This window comes from Mesorhizobium neociceri (genome assembly GCF_013520985.1).
Lineage (GTDB): Bacteria > Pseudomonadota > Alphaproteobacteria > Rhizobiales > Rhizobiaceae > Mesorhizobium > Mesorhizobium neociceri.
In genome coordinates this window covers 23,667-42,500 of record NZ_JACDTY010000032.1, presented here as the reverse complement: position 1 = coordinate 42,500, position 18,834 = coordinate 23,667, and the positions used below count along the sequence as shown (strand labels likewise).

Genomic DNA, 18,834 nt, shown 5'->3' with positions numbered 1-18,834 from the left:
CTGTCAACTCCATTCCACGATGTTTTTGAACTTTTTGCGACAGAAGTTTTGGAGCCGGCTGACTGCCCCAGGGGAACATTGGGGTTGCCCAGAAGGAGCCCTATTGCCGCCGCATTGCCGTTCGACACCAAGGCCAACAAGGAAGGCCCTGCGCGACCCGCGCGGCGCCTTCCTATAAGAGACCAAATCGGGGCCTGCGCATCACCGGTCCGGTGCCTCTTATAAGAGCGTAAAGACGCCTCTTTATAAGGGGCCGTAAAACAGAGCGTGTGAGTGGGGATTTCGCCGCTTCGTTGACTTCACCCGCCGTGACAGGCAAATGTCATGGCCCAACAAGAGCCGACAAGCCGTTCCGCCCGGGGAAGAAGCAGCCTTTCTGGATGCCAGACACGGAAGATGTCATAGCCGAACTCGGCAATGAGCCGCCGCTGATCGCGGATGGCCGCAGCGGACCGCCCGACCGGCGCGAGGTTTCGGCGCGCTGGCTGTCGGGCACCTTCCTTACTGGCGTGACCTCGAGTGTGCTGATGGGCGTGGCGCTGTTTGCCGCCCTCGACGGCCGCCAGCAACTGGCAACCCCGCCCGAAATCGCCGAACTGGCCCAGCTCGAAAGCGGCGGCGATTCCGGCGAGGTCGCCAAGACCACCAGACTGGTGGCGCCGCGCCAGATCGCCAAGGCCAAGGACCGCCGGCGCATGGAAGTGTCGATGGTGACCAAGGTCGGCGACCGCGACGTTATCCACACCGTGCCGTTCGTGCAGATCAAGATGGCGCTGGCCGCCGGCCACACCACCAACCGGGCCTATCCGCCATTCGACCCGATGCAGGTGTTCGGCGACGACGGCGACTCAACGCCCGCGCAGCCGGCGACGGCTTCCGCGGTTGGCGGCCAGATCTACGGCGCCAAGGTCGAAAGCGAGATGAGCCTGAAGACGGTCGATTTCCCGATGGAGACGGCCTCTTTCGACGAAAAGAGCGACCTGTCCGCCGATGAGGTGGAAAAGGTGGTGCGCGAGGCCGGTACGGATCTCAGCGACGGCGCTATCCAGGTTGCTTCGCTGCATTATGTCGACCCGCAGCGATTCGGCGACGCCTTCGCCGAATCGATGGCCGGCTCCTATGACGTCAAGATCGTGCCGGAAAACGTTTCGGTGGCGCCGCGCGTCGCCCTCGACGACCAGACCCCGGCTTTCGCCGAGGAAATCATCCCCTTTACCAGGGACCGCGACATTGCCGAGGCCTTTGCCGATTCGGGCTATACGGGCGATGACGCGACCGGCATGGCCGAGGCGATCGGCAAGCTGCTCAACGCACCGGCGCTGAAGGCCGGAACCGTGTTGCGCGTCGGCCTCGAAGTGCATGGTGACGCCGCCAAGGTCGTTCGCACCAGCGTCTATGACAAGACCACGCATATCGTGACCATCGCGCTCGACGACCGCGGCCAGTATGTGCCAGCGCAGGAACCGGAGCCAAATCCCGAATTGCTGACCGCGTTCGATGATTCGTCGGCGCCGGTGGTTGTTCGCGGCAATCTGCCGAACGTCTATGACGGCATTTACCGCGCCGCGTATTCCTATGGCATGTCGAAGAAGCTGACCCAGCAACTGGTCAAGCTCCTGGCCTCCGGCGTCGATTTTCAGTCCCGGCTCAATCCGTCGGATCGCATCGACGTGCTGTTCTCGCAGCCGGACGGCGACGATCAGGCGTCCGACGAATCGGAACTACTCTATGTCTCGTCGACCTTCGGCGGCCAGACACGCAACTTCTACCGCTTCCAGATGCAGGACGGCTCGACCGACTATTTCGACGAGGATGGGTCGAGCGCCGAGCAGTTCCTGCTGCGCAATCCCCTACCCGCCGGAAAATTCCGCTCCGGCTTCGGCGCCCGCCGGCATCCGATCCTCGGCTATGTCCGCATGCATACCGGCGTCGACTGGGCAGCGCCGATCGGAACGCCGATCATCGCCGCCGGCAACGGCACCGTCGAAAAGGCCGGCTGGGCCGGCGGCTACGGCAAGCAGATCATCATCCGCCATGCCAATGGCTATGAGACGTCCTACAATCACCAGAGCGCTTTTGCCAAAGGCATCGAGCCGGGCGTTCATGTCCGCCAGGGCCAGACCATCGGCTTCCTCGGCCAGACCGGCCTCTCCACCGGTCCGCATCTTCACTATGAGCTGATCGTCAACGGCACCAAGGTCGACCCGATGCGCGTGCGCCTGCCGGTCGGCAAGGTGCTGAAGGGCGACGACCTGGTCGCCTTCAAGCGCGAGCGTGAGCGCATCGACGACCTCCTCAAGCAGGAAGACAGCAATTCGCTGAAGGTCGCGAGCGCCAAGATCGAAGGCTGAGCCTTCACAACGGACACCGAGTCACATTTGCGCTGAATCAAAGCATTTCGAATCAGCCCGCCCGAATCAGGTCGACTTATTCTCTTCGGCTCGTGACCAGGGCAGCCTTTGCCCCGAAACGGTCGCCCAAGCGATAATTGCAGCGAGAAGGCAAAGCACCGCCGTCACCGTCGACACGGCTGCGAACGCCGCGTCGCTGGCGGCGAGCCGCGTTGCTTCGAGTTCCGGCGCCAGCGCGGCGGAGACCGGTTCGCCAAACCCGGGAATTCCGGGCCTGACGCTGGTGTCGAGCATCGTCGAATAGACCCAGGCCGCGAGCGAACCCATCGCCGCCACAGCGATCAGCCCGCCAATGCGCGAAACCGCGTTGTTGATGCCGGAGGCGGCACCCGTATCCTTGTCCTCGACCGCCGTCATGATCGCCGTCGACAGGGGCGAGACCACCAGCGCCATGCCGAGCCCCATCACCGCCATCAGCGGAAACGTGCCGGTCCAGAAATTGTGCATGCCGGCATGGGTGAGCAGTGCGAGACCGGCAAAGGCGACGGCGACGACCAGGCAGCCACTGGCGATCGGAAAGCGCGGACCTATGCGATCAGACCACTGGCCGACGGGACCCGACAGCAGAGCGATCGACGCCGACAGCGGCAGGAAGATGAAGCCGACTTCCCTGGTGCTCAGCCCCCAGCCGGCGATCAAGAGCATCGGCAGATAGAACAAATTGGCCGACAGCGCGAAGTAGAGGAAGAAGGTGGCGACGTTGGCGCCGGCAAAGGCGCCGATCCGAAACAGCTTGAGATCGATCATCGGCTCGCGCTGCCAAAGCTCGAAGACGATGAAGACGACGAGCAGCACCGCGCCCGCGGCGATGCTCGGCCCCGACATCAGTCCACCGTCTTCGGCGCTCATCGCGGTCAGTCCGTAGGCAAGCGCCCCGAAGGCAAGCGTGGCGAGAGCGGCGCCGCCGAGATCGAGGCTTCGCTTCTCCGTCGGCGCGTCGGCGGGAATCTTGGCCAGCAGCAGATAGATCGAGATCAGCCCGAGCGGCAGGTTAACGGCGAAGATCGCCCGCCAGATGCCGCCGCCAAAAGCCGACAGGACAAAGCCGCCCAGCACCGGACCGAGCGCCGTCGTCAGCGCCGAAGCGGCCGCCCAGATGCCGATCGCCCGGCCACGCTCATTCTTCGGATAGGACTTGGCGATGATGGCGAGGCTGCCAGGCACCATGATCGCAGCACCGACGCCTTGAATGGCGCGAAAGGCGATGAGCACCAGCGCATTCGGCGCCACCGCGCAGGCAAGCGAAGCGACAATGAACAGCGCAATGCCGGCGACGAAGGCGCGCCTGAGGCCAAATCGGTCGCCGGCCGCGCCGCCAGCCAGGATCAGCGCCGACAGCGTCAGTGCATAGGCATTGGAAATCCATTGCGCCTCGGCCAGGCTGGCGCCGAGGTCGACGCGGATCGCCGGCATGGCGATGGCCAGGATCGAACCGTCGATGAAGCCGAGCGCCGACGCCAGGATCGCCGCGACCAGCACGAATTTGCGCTGCGACGGCGGACAAAACGAACCGTTGGCAAGTGAGCTGGTCAGGGGAACGGCTGCGGCTTCGCTCGGAGACTTCATGAGCGCTGCTTAGACTTGTTGCGGGCGGCCAACAACCAGCCAGCGCCCCGCTGTCATGAATCCAGTCCCGGCAATGGCCTGCCCGCATGGCAGGGTCACATCAACCCGGATATAAACCGCCGGCGTCGTGCTAGATTTCAAAGACGATCGCAAGGAAGGGGAAGCCGCATGAAACGACCGCTCGAACCATCGGTAGAAGCGCGCGGGCGCGTCGTCGGCATCACCGATGGCGTCTTTGCCATTGCGCTTACCCTGATCGTGCTTGAGATTCGCGTGCCGGCGCACGAAATGGTCCATTCCGAGGGCGAGCTGCTTTCGGCAATCGCCGGACTCGCGCCACGCTTCCTGACCTATGCGCTGAGCTTCCTGACCCTGACCATCTTCTGGTTCGGCCAGCAGGCGCAACACGGGCTGATCGCCAGGTCCGATCGGCGGCTTGCCACTCTGAATCTGTGTTTTCTCGCCTTCATCGCCTTGCTGCCGTTCTCGACCGACCTGCTGGCCGATTTCCTAGAGTTCCGAACCGCGGTGATCGTCTACTGGCTGAACCTGCTGATGCTGGGCGTGACGCTGTTCGCCAGCTGGTGGTATGCGGACAAGAACGGCTTTCTGGCAGAGGATGTCGATGCGGAGACGAAGCGCACCGTCTATGTGCGCATCGTCAAGGCGCAGATCCTGTGGGCCGTGGGCGCAGCACTCTGCCTCATCAGCCCCTTGCTCAGCGTCGGCTTTATCCTGGTCGTGCAGCTGATCTATGCATTCGCGTTGCGCAGCTCACTGCTGCGCAACATCATCGGCTGAAGGCCCGCCGACGAACTCGACGGTCACGCCCGGCGACACAAGTTTGGCCAGTTCACGCGCATCCCAGTTGGTCAGGCGCACACAGCCATGGCTTTCGGTCTTGCCGATCTTGGAGGGGTCGGGCGTGCCGTGAATGCCATAGGTCGGCTTGTCCAGCGCGATCCAGACCGAGCCGACCGGGCCGTTCGGACCCGGCGGAATGGTCAGGATCTTGTCGTTCTGGCCCTGCTTGAAATTGATGCTGGGGTTGTAGGTGTAGTTCGGATCGAGCGCAACGCGCGACACCGTATGGGTGCCGGTCGGCGATGGCGTGTCGGCGGAGCCGATGGTGGCGGGATATGCCGCGACCAGCTTGCCGTCAGCGTCATAGGCGAACACCTGCTTCTTGTCCTTGTCGGCGACGATGCGGGCAACCGGAGTTGCGACCAGCCTGCCGAAATTGGCGACCTTGATGATGGTGCCGGGACGATTGAAGTCGGCCTCGGGATTGAGCCCCTTCAGGTAGTTCTCGTCCATGTGGAAGCGCTCCGCCAAGGCTTCGGTGACGGAGGTGTAGGCCATGCGGTCGAGCTGCGCCTTCTGGCTGTAATCTTCCGGTATCGAGGCGACATAAGGACCGGCCGCGTCCTCAGGCGTGATCGTGTAATTGGCGAAAGCATCGCCCCCGGTTTGCGCCAGCGCTGCCTGGATGCCGACCGAATCGGTCGAGCGCAGGTTGCTGCCGGTGATCTGATTGTAGGCGGCAAGCGCCTTGTCGACATTGGAGCCGAAGCGCCCGTCGATGACGCCGGGCGAGGCGCCGGCGCGGTCGAGCAGCACCTGCAAGGCAGCCACATCCTGGCGTGCGCCGAGTGAAAGCGAGGGATCGACGACGGTCTTGCCGCCCTCGGTCTTGGGCGGCAGAGCGGCTTCGTCGCCGGGCGCCGCCGGCTCGGCGGGATCGATCGAAGCTTCGTTCAGCGGCTGGCGCTTGACGGGTCCCGGCTCGGCCGAGTTCGGCGCTTCCGGATAGGTGTCGCTGTAGTTGCCGTCATCCTGCGGCGCCGACGGATAGGCATCCACCGAATTGCCGCTGTCAGGATCGTACTCGTTGTCCGGCGGAATGACCCTGCCTTCCTCTTCCAATTGCCTGCGGCGGAAACGCGCCATGTCTTCGGGATCGTCGAGATAATAGCGGTCGTCATCCCCGACCGGTGCGCGTCCAAGTTCGCGCGCCCGCATCTGGCGGCGCAGCGCACGGCGGTCGAGCCTGGTCTGCGGCGGCTGGATGGCGATGACCTTGCCGGTGTCGGCATCGACAATGACGCGGTTGCCCCTGGCGTCGTAGTAGATGTCGAGATTGCCATCCTGGGCAAGCACGATGCCGCCGCTATCGGCAGCGCGAACAACCGGCAGCGCACTATCCACCGTCGGCGATGCCATGGCGCTGGACGCAAGCAGCCCGGCGGCGAGCACCGAAAAGGCAAAGATCGTGCGGAACATGGTGGTCAAACTCTCCGGTCCGTAATTGCCGCCGCTCCGGCAGTGTTCCCTTCAGAACGCACTCGCCTCCGTTTGGATGCGCAAGGAACGCCCTGACCGTCAAAGCCTGCGGGCAACCCCTTCGCCAGCAAACCAGAACATAAGCTTTCCAACATGAACCGGGCATGAAGATGGCGGATTTCAGGTCGCTACAGGCCCAATTCCTTGCGTGTCTGCTTCGTCAGCTTGAGGACGACGAGGCGATGGCTTTCGCGGAGATAGTCCTTCAGCGCACCATCATCCATGCTTTGGCTTGTCTGACGCTGGATCCATTTCATGCCGCGCGAGGCGAGATAGGGCGCCGGCCGGCAGCCAGGCTGATCCTTCAGAATGTCAAAGGCCATTTCGGAACATTTGAAGGTGACGAAAAGCTGGTCGCCATCATTCCAGCCGCCTATGGCAAAGACCTTGCCGCCGACCTTCCAGACATGGGCGCCACCCCACTGCACGACATGCGTGGTCTGCCGCAGCGAGGCGCAGAAGCTGTTGTAGTCGTCCAGCGTCATTCGCTCCCCCTGCGAATTCACAAGAAAACACCGCGCGTCCGTTCAGGACGCGCGGCGCTTTGATCAGGCTGCGGCCTCGGTCGCCACCATGGTGGGCTTCGACCGGAAGTTAAGCCTGTCGGAGCCGGCGGTAACCTTGACGGTCGAACCGTCGAGGATCTCGCCGAGCAGGATTTTCTCTGCCAACGGGTCCTGCAGGTCTTTCTGCATCACCCGCTTCAGCGGCCGCGCGCCATAGGCCGGGTCGTAGCCCTTGGCCGCCAGCCAGTCGATCGATTCCTGGTCGAGCGACAGCGTGATCTTGCGGTCGACGAGCAGGCTTTCCAGCCTCTTGAGCTGGATCTCGACAATGCGGCCCATATCCTGCCGGCGCAGCCGGTGGAACAGGATCACCTCGTCGACGCGGTTGAGGAACTCCGGCCGGAACGACGCCTTGACGACATTCATCACTTCGTCGCGGACGACATCGACATCCTGGTCCTCGCCGAGATTGACCAGATATTCGGCGCCGAGGTTCGACGTCATGATGATCAGCGTGTTGCGGAAGTCGACCGTGCGGCCCTGCCCGTCCGTCAGCCGTCCATCGTCGAGCACCTGCAAAAGCACGTTGAACACATCCGGATGCGCCTTCTCGATCTCGTCGAACAGCACGACCTGATAGGGCCGGCGCCGCACCGCTTCGGTCAGCGCGCCACCTTCCTCATAGCCGACATAGCCGGGAGGTGCGCCGATCAGCCGGGCGACCGAGTGCTTTTCCATGTATTCCGACATGTCGATACGCACCAAGGCGCTCTCGTCGTCGAACAGGAAATTGGCCAGCGCCTTGGTCAGCTCCGTCTTGCCGACGCCGGTCGGCCCGAGGAACATGAACGAGCCGATCGGCCGGTTCGGATCTTGCAGCCCGGCGCGGGCACGACGCACGGCCTTGGAGACAGCCTGCACAGCTTCGCCCTGGCCGACGACGCGCTTGCCGATCTCGTCTTCCATGCGCAGCAGCTTGTCGCGTTCGCCCTGCAGCATCTTGTCGACCGGAATGCCGGTCCAGCGCGACACGATATGGGCGACGTGGTCGGGCGTGACCACCTCTTCGACCATGCCGGCCTTGCCGTCCTGGGCTTCGGCTTCCCTGAGCTTCTTCTCCAGCTCCGGGATTTTGCCATAGGCAAGCTCGCCGGCGCGCTGGAATTCACCCTTGCGCTGGGCAATGGCGAGCTCGTTGCGGGCCTCGTCGAGTTGCTTCTTGAGATCGGCGGCGAGCCCAAGCTTCTGCTTTTCGGCCTGCCATTTGGTCGTGATCTCGGTCGATTCCTCCTCGAGGCCGACGAGTTCCTTTTCCAGACGGGCGAGCCGATCCTTCGAGGCGTCGTCCGTCTCGACCTTCAGCGCCTCGCGCTCGATCTTGAGCTGCATGATGCGGCGGTCGATCTCGTCCAGCGCTTCGGGCTTGGAATCGACCTGCATCCTGAGCCGCGACGCGGCTTCGTCGACAAGGTCGATCGCCTTGTCCGGCAGGAACCGGTCGGCGATGTAGCGGTTGGACAAGGTTGCCGCGGCCACCAGCGCCGAATCCGAGATGCGCACCTTGTGGTGCTGCTCGTATTTTTCCTTCAGGCCGCGCAGGATCGAAACCGTGTCTTCCACGGTCGGTTCGTCAACGAAAACCGGCTGGAAGCGGCGGGCAAGTGCTGCATCCTTCTCGACATGCTTCCTGTATTCATCGAGCGTGGTCGCGCCGACGCAGTGCAGTTCGCCACGCGCCAGCGCCGGCTTCAACAGGTTCGAAGCGTCCATGGCGCCATCGGCCTTGCCGGCGCCGACCAGCGTGTGCATCTCGTCGATGAACAGGATGATGCCGCCGGCGGCAGCGGTGACTTCGTTGAGTACGGCCTTCAGCCGCTCTTCGAACTCGCCGCGATATTTGGCGCCGGCAATCAGCGCGCCCATGTCGAGCGCCATCAGCTGCTTGTCCTTCAGCGATTCCGGCACGTCGCCATTGACGATGCGCAGCGCCAAGCCTTCGGCGATCGCCGTCTTGCCGACGCCGGGTTCGCCGATCAGTACCGGATTGTTCTTGGTGCGCCGCGACAGCACCTGGATGGTGCGGCGGATCTCGTCGTCGCGGCCAATCACCGGGTCCAGCTTGCCGGCGCGGGCGTCGGCGGTGAGGTCGCGCGCGTATTTCTTCAGCGCGTCATAGCCCTGCTCGGCGCTCGCCGAATCGGCGGTGCGGCCCTTGCGGACGTCGTTGATGACCTGGTTCAGCGCCTGTGCGGTGACGCCGGCCTTGCCCAGGATATCAGCCGTCTTGGCGGACTTTTCCATGGCCAGCGCCTGCAGCAGCCGCTCGACTGTGACAAAGCTATCGCCGGCCTTCTTGGCCAGTTCTTCCGCCGTCGAAAAGACCTTGGCCAACGGCTGCGCCAGATAGAGCTGGCCGTTGCCGCCTTCCACCTTGGGCATGGCCTCAAGTGCGGTTTCGACGCCAAGCTTGACGTCACGGACGTTACCGCCGGCGCGCTCGATCAGCGAGGCGGCCAGCCCCTCATCGTCGTCGACGAGGACTTTCAACATATGTTCGGGGGTGAATTGCTGGTGATTGCGCGAGAGCGCCATGGTCTGGGCGGATTGAGTGAATCCGCGGACGCGCTCGGAGTATTTCTCGAGGTTCATATCTGTCTCCTTCCATCACCGGCCCGCTTTGCGGCACCGGATCCGATTGCGGTGACGGACCCGCTCATCCGAGCCGGGTCCAGTTCACGCCAGATATGGGGCGCAAGCCATTGCCGCTCAAGACGTCGGGCTGATGATATTGCATGCCCGCGCAAACGAAAACGGCGGAGATTTCTCTCCGCCGTTTGCAAGCATTACCGTCTTTGTCCGGTCAGTTGTTGGCGTCGACGACGAACGGGTCGCCGGCAGGATTTTCAGCCGGTGCCGCATCCGCCACGTCAACAGCGGCAGCGGTCTCGCTGACGCGATCCGTCTGGTCACCACCAGCCTGCTCGTCACCGACCTGATCCGCATTGGTGCGCGGGCGGCGCGGCCGTCGCGGGCGACGAGCAGCGCCGCTCTCGGCGGCCGCCTCATTGAGCTCGGCCCGGGCAGCAAGAGCCGCCGGCGAAAGGTTTTCGTACACCGGTGCCGGCTCGGAGAAACCGGTCTCGGCCGCAGGCTCAGCTGCAGCGACGGTCTCGGCCTGTGCCGGCGTCTCGTTGAAGCGCTGCTGGTCGCCGCGCTGGCCGTTCTGCTCGCTGCGCGGGGCAAAGTCGCCACGCTGCTCGTTCTGGCCATAACCGCCATGGGGGCGACGGTCACGGTTGCGGCCATTGTTGTCGCGGCCACTATTGTTGCGGCCATTGTTGTCACGACCATTGTTGTTGTCGCGGCCGTTTTCCTGGCCATATGCCAGTTCGGCCGGCGTGCCTTCGATCGTCGGCTGCGGCCCGTTGCCGGGGTTGGCCAGCGGAGCTTGCGTCTCGCCACCATTGTTGTTGCCGGCACTGTCAAAATCGTCGCGATCTTCGTCGTCGTCGAAATCGTCGCGGTTCTGCTGGGCATTCTGGATCGGCATCTGCGCCTGAGCGGCGGCAATGATGCGATTGTAGTGCTCGGCGTGCTGGAGGTAGTTCTCCGCCATAACCCGGTCGCCGGAGCTTTGCGCGTCACGGGCCAGAGTGGCGTATTTTTCGGCGATCTGTTGAGCCGATCCGCGGATCTTCACGTCCGGGCCGTTGCTCTCGTAGTTGCGCGTCAGGGGATTTGGGCCCTTGCGGTTGTTGTTGTTATTATTGTTGTTGCCACCGCCGCCGCCATTGTTGTTGCGACCGCGCATGCGCCTGTTCTGCTGTTGTGGCCTCATTAGACTCTCTTCATTTTGAAATTTTCGAAAAACGTTTCACGAACGGAGGCGCTCATGCAGCCAGCCGTTTCGTCTCTTCACCGGCGTTCGCCCGCATCAATTGCGTTGGCGCCACGTGTCATCCTGTTCCGGTTACATCACTTGCCGGACGATTCCCGCTCGAAGCTTGGGCGTCGTTTGCGCAAGAAGGCAGCTATTTCCAAGGAAAACCGAATCGCTAAGAGCACTGCCTGCTTCGTCTCATCCGGTTAAGGCGGACCCTAGCCGCATTCCCCGGCATTGCCAAGCGCTTTTTTGCACTGCGTCAAGGCTTTCCCTGTTCAAACACAAGAACCCTGTCATTTCCGCCAAGGTCGACAAATGCCCTGGCCAGCCTGTAGCCGGCTGCCGTGAATATGTCTTTGACCTCATTGCGCTGCGTGTGGCCGATCTCGACCGCAATCTTGCCTTGTGCTTCCAGAAACCTTGCAGCCTCGGCGGCGATGATCCTGTAGGGGCCAAGACCGTCCACACCACCATCAAGGGCTCTGTGCGGATCGAAATCGCGGACCTCGTCCTGCAGATTTCCAATGTCTCCAGACGGTATATAGGGAGGGTTTGCGGCAATTACATGGTACCGGCCACAAACTTTTGCGAACCAGTCGGAGTGCAGGGCCTCGAACCTGCCGGCCAGCCCAGTTTGCTCGGCATTGCGGGTCGCTGTCGCGAGCGCATCTTGTGAAATATCGACGCCGGTGGCGGTCGCGGCGGGAACGGCGCTGAGCAGGGCCAGCGCAATGGCGCCGGTGCCGGTGCCGAGATCGAGGATGCGGCATTCCCCCAGCCTTTCGGCTGTTTCGCTGGCAAAAGGCAGGACCGCTTCGACCAGCGTTTCGGTGTCCGGCCGCGGCTCCAGCGTTTCCGGCGACAGCGCAAGGCGCAGACCGTAGAATTCGCGGTAGCCGAGGATGCGGTGCACCGGTTCGCCGGCAAGGCGACGCCGCAAGGCGGCATCGATCGCCGCGACCACATCCGCCTCGACCGCCTTTTGCGGCTCGGCGATGGCCTGCGTTCGGGTCGTGCCGGAGAAATGCTCGACGATCAGCCTGGCATCCAGCGCCGGATCGGCGACGCCGGCCGCGGCAAGCCGCTCTCGCGCTGCCCGCAGCAGCGGCCCGAGCGTGCCGGGCAGGGTGTCAGCCATCGAGGCCAATATCGGCAAGCAGCTTCGACTGGTGGTCGGCGATCAGCGCGTTGATGACCTCATCGAGCTCGCCCATCATCACCCGGTCGAGCTTGTAGAGCGTCAGGTTGATGCGGTGATCGGTAAGGCGCCCCTGTGGGAAATTGTAGGTGCGGATGCGTTCCGAGCGGTCGCCCGAACCGACCTGTGACTTGCGCGCCTCGGAGCGCTCTTCGTTCGCCTTGCTGCGCTCCATGTCGTAAAGCCGCGCGCGCAGGATCTGCATGGCTTTCGCCCGGTTCTGGTGCTGCGACTTCTCCGCCTGCACCACCATGATGCCGGTCGGCAAATGGGTGATGCGCACCGCCGAATCGGTGGTGTTGACGTGCTGGCCGCCCGAACCCGAGGCGCGCATCGTGTCGATGCGGATGTCTTCGGCGCGAATGTCGATATCGACCTCTTCGGCTTCCGGCAGCACGGCGACCGTCGCCGCAGAGGTATGGATGCGCCCGCTGGCCTCGGTCGCCGGTACGCGCTGCACGCGATGCACGCCGGATTCGAATTTCAGATGGGCAAAGACGCCCCGGCCGGAAATGGTGGCGATGATTTCCTTGAAACCGCCGGCATCACCGTCGCTGGCCGACACGGTCTCGAAACGCCAGCCGCGTTCGGCGGCATAGCGCTCATACATGCGAAACAGGTCGCCGGCGAAGAGGGCTGCCTCATCGCCGCCGGTGCCGGCGCGGATTTCGAGGATGGCGTTCTTGTCGTCGGCGGCATCCCTGGGCAGCAACAGGATCTGGATGTCCTTCTGCAGTTCCTCGATGCGCTTCTCGACCCCGGGCAGATCGGCCTCGGCCAATGCCCGCATCTCGGCATCGGTGCCCTTGTCGGCAAGCATCGCCTCGAGGTCGGCCTGTTCATGTTCGGCTGAGCGCAGTTCCCGGACCTTGGCTACCATGTCCTGCAACTCGGCATATTCCGACGCCATCTTTACATAGGCATCGGCCGCCGGCCCGGCCGACATCTGCGCTTCGAGCATCTCGAAACGCTTGACGACCTGATCCATACGCTCGCGGGGAAGATTGATCATGATCTTGAAACTTCGGTGGAATTCACGTCAGGGCGAGTCGAAAATGGCGAGTTTTGAGAACCGGAGCGGAATGTACATTTGGGTACATGAGCACCGGCCGACGCCGGCCATAGCCCTAATTTAACCGCCACGCCACTCATGAATGCTTTGGCCGGCGAAGGCCGGAAGCGCAGAAAGTCGCCATTTGCAGACCGCCCTCACGTGAATCTAGAGAGGGATGGAACGGTCGTCGGCGAAGGCTTGCAGCAGCGCCCGCATCGGCAGCCCATGCGCCGGCGCCATCAAATTATCATCGAAGAACGCCTGCAATTCCTCCAGCGGCAGTTCGGTCAGCATCGCCTTGACCGGACCGATCGAGGCCGGCGACATCGAGATCGAGCGGTAGCCAAGGCCGATCAGCGCCATGGCGGAGATGGGTTTTCCCGCCAGTTCGCCGCACAGCGTCACTGGCGTGTGGTTGCGTGCGCCGGCATCGGCAATCTGCTTCAGCACTCTCAGGAACGGCGCCGACAGCGTGTCGAAGCGGTTGGATAGCTGCGTGTTGCCGCGATCGACCGCCATGACGAACTGGAACAAATCGTTGGAGCCGACCGAGACGAAATCCACCGCCTTCATCAGATCGTCGAGTTGGAACAGCAGCGACGGCACTTCCAGCATGGCGCCGAGCTTGAGGCTGGTCGGCAGATGATGGGCAAAGCGCGAGAGATGCCTGACCTCGCGGTCGATGATCTCGCGCGCCTGGGCGATTTCGCCGAGTTCGGTCACCATCGGCAACATCAGCTTCAGTTCGCGCCCGCCGCAGGCCTTCAGCAAAGCGCGAATCTGCGTCCTGAGCAGCCCCGGGCGGTCGAGCGTCAGGCGGATCGCCCGCCAGCCGAGCGCCGGGTTTTCTTCCTGGATGGCGCCCTTGAAGTAGGGCAGCACCTTGTCGCCGCCGATGTCGATGGTGCGGAAGGTGACCGGCTTGCCGCGCGCCGCGTCAAGCACGTCGCGGTAGAGTTTCTCCTGCGCCTCGGCGCGCGGGAAGGTGGAAGCGACCATGAACTGCAATTCGGTGCGAAACAGGCCGATGCCGGCAGCACCGGCCTCGGCCAGCTGCGGCAGGTCGACGGCGAGGCCGGCATTCATCAACAAATCGACCTGGACGCCGTCCTTGGTCATTGATGGCTTCTTGCGCAGTTCCCGATAGACTTCCTGCCGGCGCGCCCGGAAGCGGACTTTTTCGGCATAGGCGGCTTCGAGATCGGGCTGCGGCCGCAGATGGATCGTGCCTTCCTCACCGTCGACGATGATGGCATCGCCGTTTTCCGCCATGGAAACGGCGCCCTTCATCTGGCCGGCGACCGGAATGCCCATGGCGCGCGCGACGATAACGACATGGCTGGTGGCGGCGCCGTCTTCCAGCACCACGCCGCGCAGTTTGTCGCGGGGATAGTCGAGCAGTTCGGCCGCGCCCATCGAACGGGCGACCAGAATGGCGTCCTTCGGCAAGGACGCCGCGACATCCTCTGGCCCACGGCCCATCAGCTGGCGCAGCAACCGGTTGGCGAGATCGTCGAAATCGCTCATCCGCTCGCGCAGATAGGGATCGGTCATGTGCAGCATGCGGGCGCGCATGTCGCTCTGCACCTTTTCCACCGCCGCTTCCGCCGTCAGGCCGTTGCGGATCGCCTCTTCCAGCCGGCGCACCCAGCCACGGTCGTTGGCAAACATGCGATAGGCTTCGAGCACCTCGCGATGCTCGCCCTCGAAGGCGACGTCGCGGCGCTCCAGCATGTCGTCGATGGAAAGCCTGAGCGAACCGAGCGACGTCTCAAGCCGGCGCACCTCCTCCTCGCTGTCCTCGTTGAACAGGTTGGTGACGACGATGCGCGGCTCATGCAGCACGACATGGCCGAGCCCGACGCCATCGTTGAAGGACAGGCCGGTGAAACTGACGGGACGGCGCAGGTCGAGTTCGAGGCCGGGCCGGGTCAGCCGGGCAAGATCGCCGGTGGCGATCATCTCGGCGATGACCATAGCGGTGGTTTCCAGCGCCTCGACCTCATCGTCGCGGTAATGGCGCATCGTCTTGTTCTGCACCACGAGCACGCCAAGCGTGCGCCCTGCCCTCAGCACCGGCACGCCGAGGAAGGAATTGTAGATCTCTTCGCCCGTCTCCGGCAGGTAGGCGAAGGCCGGGTGTTCCTGCGCATTGGAGAGGTTCAGCGGCCGCGCGCTGGCGGCAATCGTACCGACCAGGCCTTGCCCCAGCCGCAGCTGCGCCAAGTGGACGGCGTTCGGGTTCAGGCCCTCGGTGGCGTAGAGTTCGAGCACCGAATCGGCGCGCAGCACATAGAGCGAGCAGACTTCGGCGACCATGTTGGAGGCGATGTCGCGCACGATCCGGTCGAGCCGCTCCTGCGGCTCCAGCGGCTCCTGCATGAGCTCGCGGAGCCGTTTCAGCAGAACGCGCGGGCCACTGGCCGTATCACGCATCGCGGCTTCTTCTCCAATGGGCATTTTGCCCGCCGCAGTTTCCACTGCGACCGGCGCACACGCAACAACTCAAATCGTTCTCGCTACTGCTTATCCAGACCGTAGACGGAATGCAAAGTGCGAACCGCCAGTTCGGTGTAGGGACCGTCGATCAGTATCGAAATCTTGATCTCGGAGGTGGTGATGGCGCGGATATTAATCGCCTTGTCGGCCAGCGCCTTGAAGGCGGTGGCGGCCACGCCCGCATGGCTGCGCATGCCAATGCCGATGACCGAAACCTTCGACATGCCGGCTTCGGACTGCACGACGTCATAGCCGATCGAAGCCTTCAGGCGCTCGAGCACGGCCAGCGCCTTGTCGACGTCGCCGGACGGCACGGTAAAGGTCATGTCGGTGAACTTGCCGTCCTCGGAAATGTTCTGGACAATCATGTCGACATTGATGTTGGCTTCGGCCAGCGGGCCGAAAATGCCGGCGGCAACGCCCGGGCGGTCGCCGACGCGGCGCAGCGAAATCTGCGCTTCGTCCTTGGCGTAGGCAATTCCGGTGACGACCTGCTGTTCCACGATCTCTTCCTCGTCGCAAATGAGCGTTCCCGGGGGATTGAGCAAATCCCCCATTCCGGGCGCATCGGGATCGTCGAAGGACGACCGCACGAAGGTACGCACCCTGTGCACCATGGCAAGCTCGACCGACCGCACCTGCAGCACCTTGGCGCCGAGCGAGGCCATTTCGAGCATTTCCTCGAACGAAATCTTGTTAAGCCGCCGCGCCTTCGGCTCGATGCGCGGATCGGTGGTGTAGACGCCGTCGACATCGGTGTAGATGTCGCAGCGGTCGGCCTTGACTGCCGCGGCAATGGCCACGGCACTCGTATCCGAGCCGCCGCGGCCGAGCGTGGCGATGCGGTTGTCCGGGCCGATGCCCTGGAAGCCGGCGACGACAGCCACCTGGCCCTCGCCGAAGCGCTTGATCAGAAACGCGCCATCGATGTCGAGGATGCGCGCCGCGCCATGGGCGTTGTCGGTCTTGATCGGGATCTGCCAGCCCTGCCAGGAGCGGGCATGCACGCCCATATTCTGCAGCGTGATCGCCAGAAGGCCGGCGGTGACCTGCTCGCCCGAGGCGACGACGGCGTCATATTCGCGCGCATCATGCATCGGCGATGCTTCGCGGGTCCAGCCGACCAGTTCATTGGTCTTGCCGGCCATCGCCGAGACCACGACAGCGACCTCATGGCCGGCATCGACCTCACGTTTGACGTGACGCGCCACGTTGCGGATGCGGGCGATGTCGGCGACGGAGGTTCCGCCGAATTTCATCACGATGCGCGCCATGGAAGCGAAATGCCTTTGACTGAAGCCGGCCCGGAGCCGAAAGGGGAAGAAAGCGTCCGACAGAAGCCGGCCGCTGAATGCGCGGCCTCCTTAGCCAAATGATCACGGTTTCGCAAGGCTGGCCACGGATTGCCGGCTTCAAGACGACGGCATATTGCGTTCCGCTCCGCCGCCGCTTACCAAATGCTGCCCGCGGGGAACTCCTTTTGGTCCGGCATATCAAATGATTGCTCGTCTTCGGCGTACCATGCGATGGCAATCGCTGCCGCTTTTCGCCGGCTTCGCGGTGCTGGCGTTGATCGTCGGCACGCGCGCCGTGCTGGTCGAGGGCCAGAGGGCCAATCGCGAAGCGGCGCGCCAGGCAATCGACTACCAGGAATCGCTGTCCGGCCTGCTTTCGCTGGCGCAGGACGCCGAAACCAGTCAGCGCGGCTATCTCCTGACCGGCGAGAAATCCTACCTCCAGTCCTATCGGCAGGCGGTCAAGGCCATTCCGGGCCAGCTTGCCCGCATCGACAGCATGACCACGCCGGACGACGAACTCGTCCAGCAGATCAATCGCATCAAGGACGCGCTTTCGCTGAAGCAGACTGATATGGCGCAGACGATTGCGCTTTACGATCGCGGCGATGCGGCGAAAGCACTGGAACTGGTTCGCAGCGGCCAGGGCAAGGCCGCCATGGACCAGATCCGGGCCAGCATGGACACCATCCGGCGCATCGGCGGCGCGGCAATCGCTGCCCGCGACGAACATACCGACCGGGTCGAAAGCTGGCTGCGCATCGGCTCGCTGGCGGCGCTGCTGGCGATCTTCCTGCTTGGCGCCTACACGATCCGGCTGTCGCGCCGCCGTTTTCGCGAGGTCGCCGTCGCCCAGGAAGAGCTGATGCGCAAGAACATCGAGCTCGGCAACGAGATCCGGACGCGCGAAACGGCCGAATCGCAGATGCGCCAGATGCAGAAGATGGAGGCGGTCGGCCAGCTGACCGGCGGTATCGCCCACGATTTCAACAACATGCTGGCGGTGATCATCAGCGCCATGAACCTTGCCCAGCGCAAGCTGGCCCGTGGCGAGCACGACATCATAAAATTCATCGAGGCCGCGACCGACGCGGCGACCCGGGCCGCCAATCTGACAGCACGGCTGCTCGCCTTCTCGCGCCAGCAGCCGCTGGCGCCGCAAGTGGTCGACACCAATCGTCTGGTCACCGGGATGTCGGACCTGTTGCGGCGAGTGCTCGGCGAAACCATCCGCATCGAAACAGTGCTGGCCGGCGGCCTGTGGAAGACCCATGCCGATCCAAGCCAGATCGAGAACGCTATCCTCAATCTGGCGGTCAATGCCCGCGACGCCATGGGCGACAATGGCAAGCTGACCATCGAGACCGTAAACAGCCATCTCGACGACAGCTACGCCGCCACCCATGCAGAGGTCAAAGCCGGCCAGTATGTGATGATCGCCGTCAGCGATACTGGCGAAGGCATGCCGGCTGAAATCATGGCCAAGGCATTCGAACCATTCTTCACCACCAAGCCGGTCAACAAGGGCACTGGCCTGGGGCTGAGCCAAGTGTTCGGCTTCGTCAAACAGTCGGGCGGTCACGTCAAGATCTATTCCGAACCCGGCGAAGGCACGACGATCAAGATCTACCTGCCGCGTTTCTTTGGCGCGGAAGAGGCTCTCCTGCCCACCGGGCGAGGCGACAATCCTGCCGCGGTCACCGAGACGATCCTTGTCGTCGAAGACGATGCCCGCGTGCGCGCTTCGACCACGGATGCGCTGCGCGAACTCGGCTATACCGTCATCCATGCCGGCAGCGGCCACGAAGCCTTGCAGATACTGGCGGACAATCCGGGTGTCGCGCTTCTGTTCACCGACATCGTCATGCCGGTGATGAACGGTCGCAAGCTCGCCGAGGAAGCGCTTGCGCGCCTGCCGCAGCTGAAGGTGATCTTCACCACCGGCTTCACCAGGAACGCCGTGGTCCACAACGGCGTGCTCGACCATGACGTGCATTTCCTGGCCAAGCCCTTCACCATCGAGCAGCTGGCGGCAAAACTGCGCGACGTGCTGGACGCAAAATAGGCGGGCGCTGCCGG

12 protein-coding genes are annotated in these 18,834 nt (G+C 63.6%); 3 read left to right on the top strand and 9 right to left on the bottom strand.

Features of this window, described 5'->3' with window-relative positions; all coding sequences use genetic code 11:
* The first annotated feature begins 380 nt into the window (after window positions 1–380).
* Window positions 381–2,351, top strand: a complete 1,971-nt coding sequence (locus tag H0241_RS33280; protein ID WP_181061969.1) for a M23 family metallopeptidase — start codon at window positions 381–383, stop codon at window positions 2,349–2,351.
* Window positions 2,352–2,417: 66 nt separating this feature from the next.
* Here H0241_RS33280 and H0241_RS33275 read toward each other — a convergent pair whose 3' ends face one another.
* Window positions 2,418–3,977 carry an MFS transporter gene (locus H0241_RS33275; RefSeq protein WP_181061968.1) on the bottom strand — a complete coding sequence of 520 codons (1,560 nt, stop codon included), beginning with the start codon at window positions 3,975–3,977 and terminating at the stop codon, window positions 2,418–2,420.
* A gap of 168 nt (window positions 3,978–4,145) precedes the next feature.
* Between H0241_RS33275 and H0241_RS33270 the strand changes: the two genes are divergently transcribed.
* Complete coding sequence (locus tag H0241_RS33270) at window positions 4,146–4,778, top strand: TMEM175 family protein (RefSeq protein ID WP_181061967.1); 633 nt, start codon at window positions 4,146–4,148, stop codon at window positions 4,776–4,778.
* Here H0241_RS33270 and H0241_RS33265 read toward each other — a convergent pair.
* The 8 genes from H0241_RS33265 to H0241_RS33230 form a co-directional block, all read right to left on the bottom strand.
* On the bottom strand, window positions 4,752–6,260 hold the full coding sequence (locus tag H0241_RS33265; protein ID WP_181061966.1) for a L,D-transpeptidase family protein: 1,509 nt from the start codon (window positions 6,258–6,260) through the stop codon (window positions 4,752–4,754). The two genes, H0241_RS33270 and H0241_RS33265, sit on opposite strands and share 27 nt — an antisense overlap.
* 188 nt (window positions 6,261–6,448) lie before the next feature.
* Window positions 6,449–6,805, bottom strand: a complete 357-nt coding sequence (locus tag H0241_RS33260; protein ID WP_181061965.1) for an MmcQ/YjbR family DNA-binding protein — start codon at window positions 6,803–6,805, stop codon at window positions 6,449–6,451.
* Window positions 6,806–6,868: 63 nt separating this feature from the next.
* Window positions 6,869–9,475, bottom strand: coding sequence for an ATP-dependent chaperone ClpB (clpB, locus tag H0241_RS33255; RefSeq protein WP_181061964.1), 2,607 nt, complete (start codon window positions 9,473–9,475; stop codon window positions 6,869–6,871).
* A 211-nt stretch (window positions 9,476–9,686) separates the two neighbouring features.
* Window positions 9,687–10,664 carry a DUF4167 domain-containing protein gene (locus tag H0241_RS33250; RefSeq protein ID WP_181061963.1) on the bottom strand — a complete coding sequence of 326 codons (978 nt, stop codon included), beginning with the start codon at window positions 10,662–10,664 and terminating at the stop codon, window positions 9,687–9,689.
* 304 nt (window positions 10,665–10,968) lie between these two features.
* On the bottom strand, window positions 10,969–11,847 hold the full coding sequence (gene prmC / locus H0241_RS33245) for a peptide chain release factor N(5)-glutamine methyltransferase (protein ID WP_181061962.1): 879 nt from the start codon (window positions 11,845–11,847) through the stop codon (window positions 10,969–10,971).
* A complete protein-coding gene (prfA, locus tag H0241_RS33240; protein WP_181061961.1) occupies window positions 11,840–12,919 on the bottom strand; it encodes a peptide chain release factor 1 in 1,080 nt (359 codons plus the stop codon). Before prfA ends, prmC begins: the two co-directional genes overlap by 8 nt.
* 207 nt (window positions 12,920–13,126) lie before the next feature.
* Complete coding sequence (gene ptsP, locus H0241_RS33235) at window positions 13,127–15,397, bottom strand: phosphoenolpyruvate--protein phosphotransferase (protein ID WP_181061960.1); 2,271 nt, start codon at window positions 15,395–15,397, stop codon at window positions 13,127–13,129.
* Window positions 15,398–15,480: 83 nt separating this feature from the next.
* Window positions 15,481–16,734 carry an aspartate kinase gene (locus tag H0241_RS33230; RefSeq protein ID WP_023685777.1) on the bottom strand — a complete coding sequence of 418 codons (1,254 nt, stop codon included), beginning with the start codon at window positions 16,732–16,734 and terminating at the stop codon, window positions 15,481–15,483.
* Window positions 16,735–16,981: 247 nt separating this feature from the next.
* Between H0241_RS33230 and H0241_RS33225 the strand changes: the two genes are divergently transcribed.
* Window positions 16,982–18,820 (top strand): CHASE3 domain-containing protein, encoded by a 1,839-nt coding sequence (locus H0241_RS33225; RefSeq protein WP_181061977.1) that lies wholly within the window; start codon window positions 16,982–16,984, stop codon window positions 18,818–18,820.
* Window positions 18,821–18,834: the final 14 nt, after the last annotated feature.

Excerpts from the sequence above, each read along its gene's own strand:
- H0241_RS33250 (WP_181061963.1), bottom strand. The coding sequence starts at position 10,664 with ATGAGGCCACAACAGCAGAACAGGCGCATGCGCGGTCGCAACAACAAT.
- H0241_RS33260 (WP_181061965.1), bottom strand. The coding sequence starts at position 6,805 with ATGACGCTGGACGACTACAACAGCTTCTGCGCCTCGCTGCGGCAGACC.
- H0241_RS33280 (WP_181061969.1), top strand. The coding sequence starts at position 381 with ATGCCAGACACGGAAGATGTCATAGCCGAACTCGGCAATGAGCCGCCG.
- ptsP (WP_181061960.1), bottom strand. The coding sequence starts at position 15,397 with ATGCGTGATACGGCCAGTGGCCCGCGCGTTCTGCTGAAACGGCTCCGC.
- H0241_RS33265 (WP_181061966.1), bottom strand. The coding sequence starts at position 6,260 with ATGTTCCGCACGATCTTTGCCTTTTCGGTGCTCGCCGCCGGGCTGCTT.
- H0241_RS33230 (WP_023685777.1), bottom strand. The coding sequence starts at position 16,734 with ATGGCGCGCATCGTGATGAAATTCGGCGGAACCTCCGTCGCCGACATC.
- H0241_RS33270 (WP_181061967.1), top strand. The coding sequence starts at position 4,146 with ATGAAACGACCGCTCGAACCATCGGTAGAAGCGCGCGGGCGCGTCGTC.
- clpB (WP_181061964.1), bottom strand. The coding sequence starts at position 9,475 with ATGAACCTCGAGAAATACTCCGAGCGCGTCCGCGGATTCACTCAATCC.
- H0241_RS33225 (WP_181061977.1), top strand. The coding sequence starts at position 16,982 with ATGCGATGGCAATCGCTGCCGCTTTTCGCCGGCTTCGCGGTGCTGGCG.
- prfA (WP_181061961.1), bottom strand. The coding sequence starts at position 12,919 with ATGATCAATCTTCCCCGCGAGCGTATGGATCAGGTCGTCAAGCGTTTC.
- prmC (WP_181061962.1), bottom strand. The coding sequence starts at position 11,847 with ATGGCTGACACCCTGCCCGGCACGCTCGGGCCGCTGCTGCGGGCAGCG.
- H0241_RS33275 (WP_181061968.1), bottom strand. The coding sequence starts at position 3,977 with ATGAAGTCTCCGAGCGAAGCCGCAGCCGTTCCCCTGACCAGCTCACTT.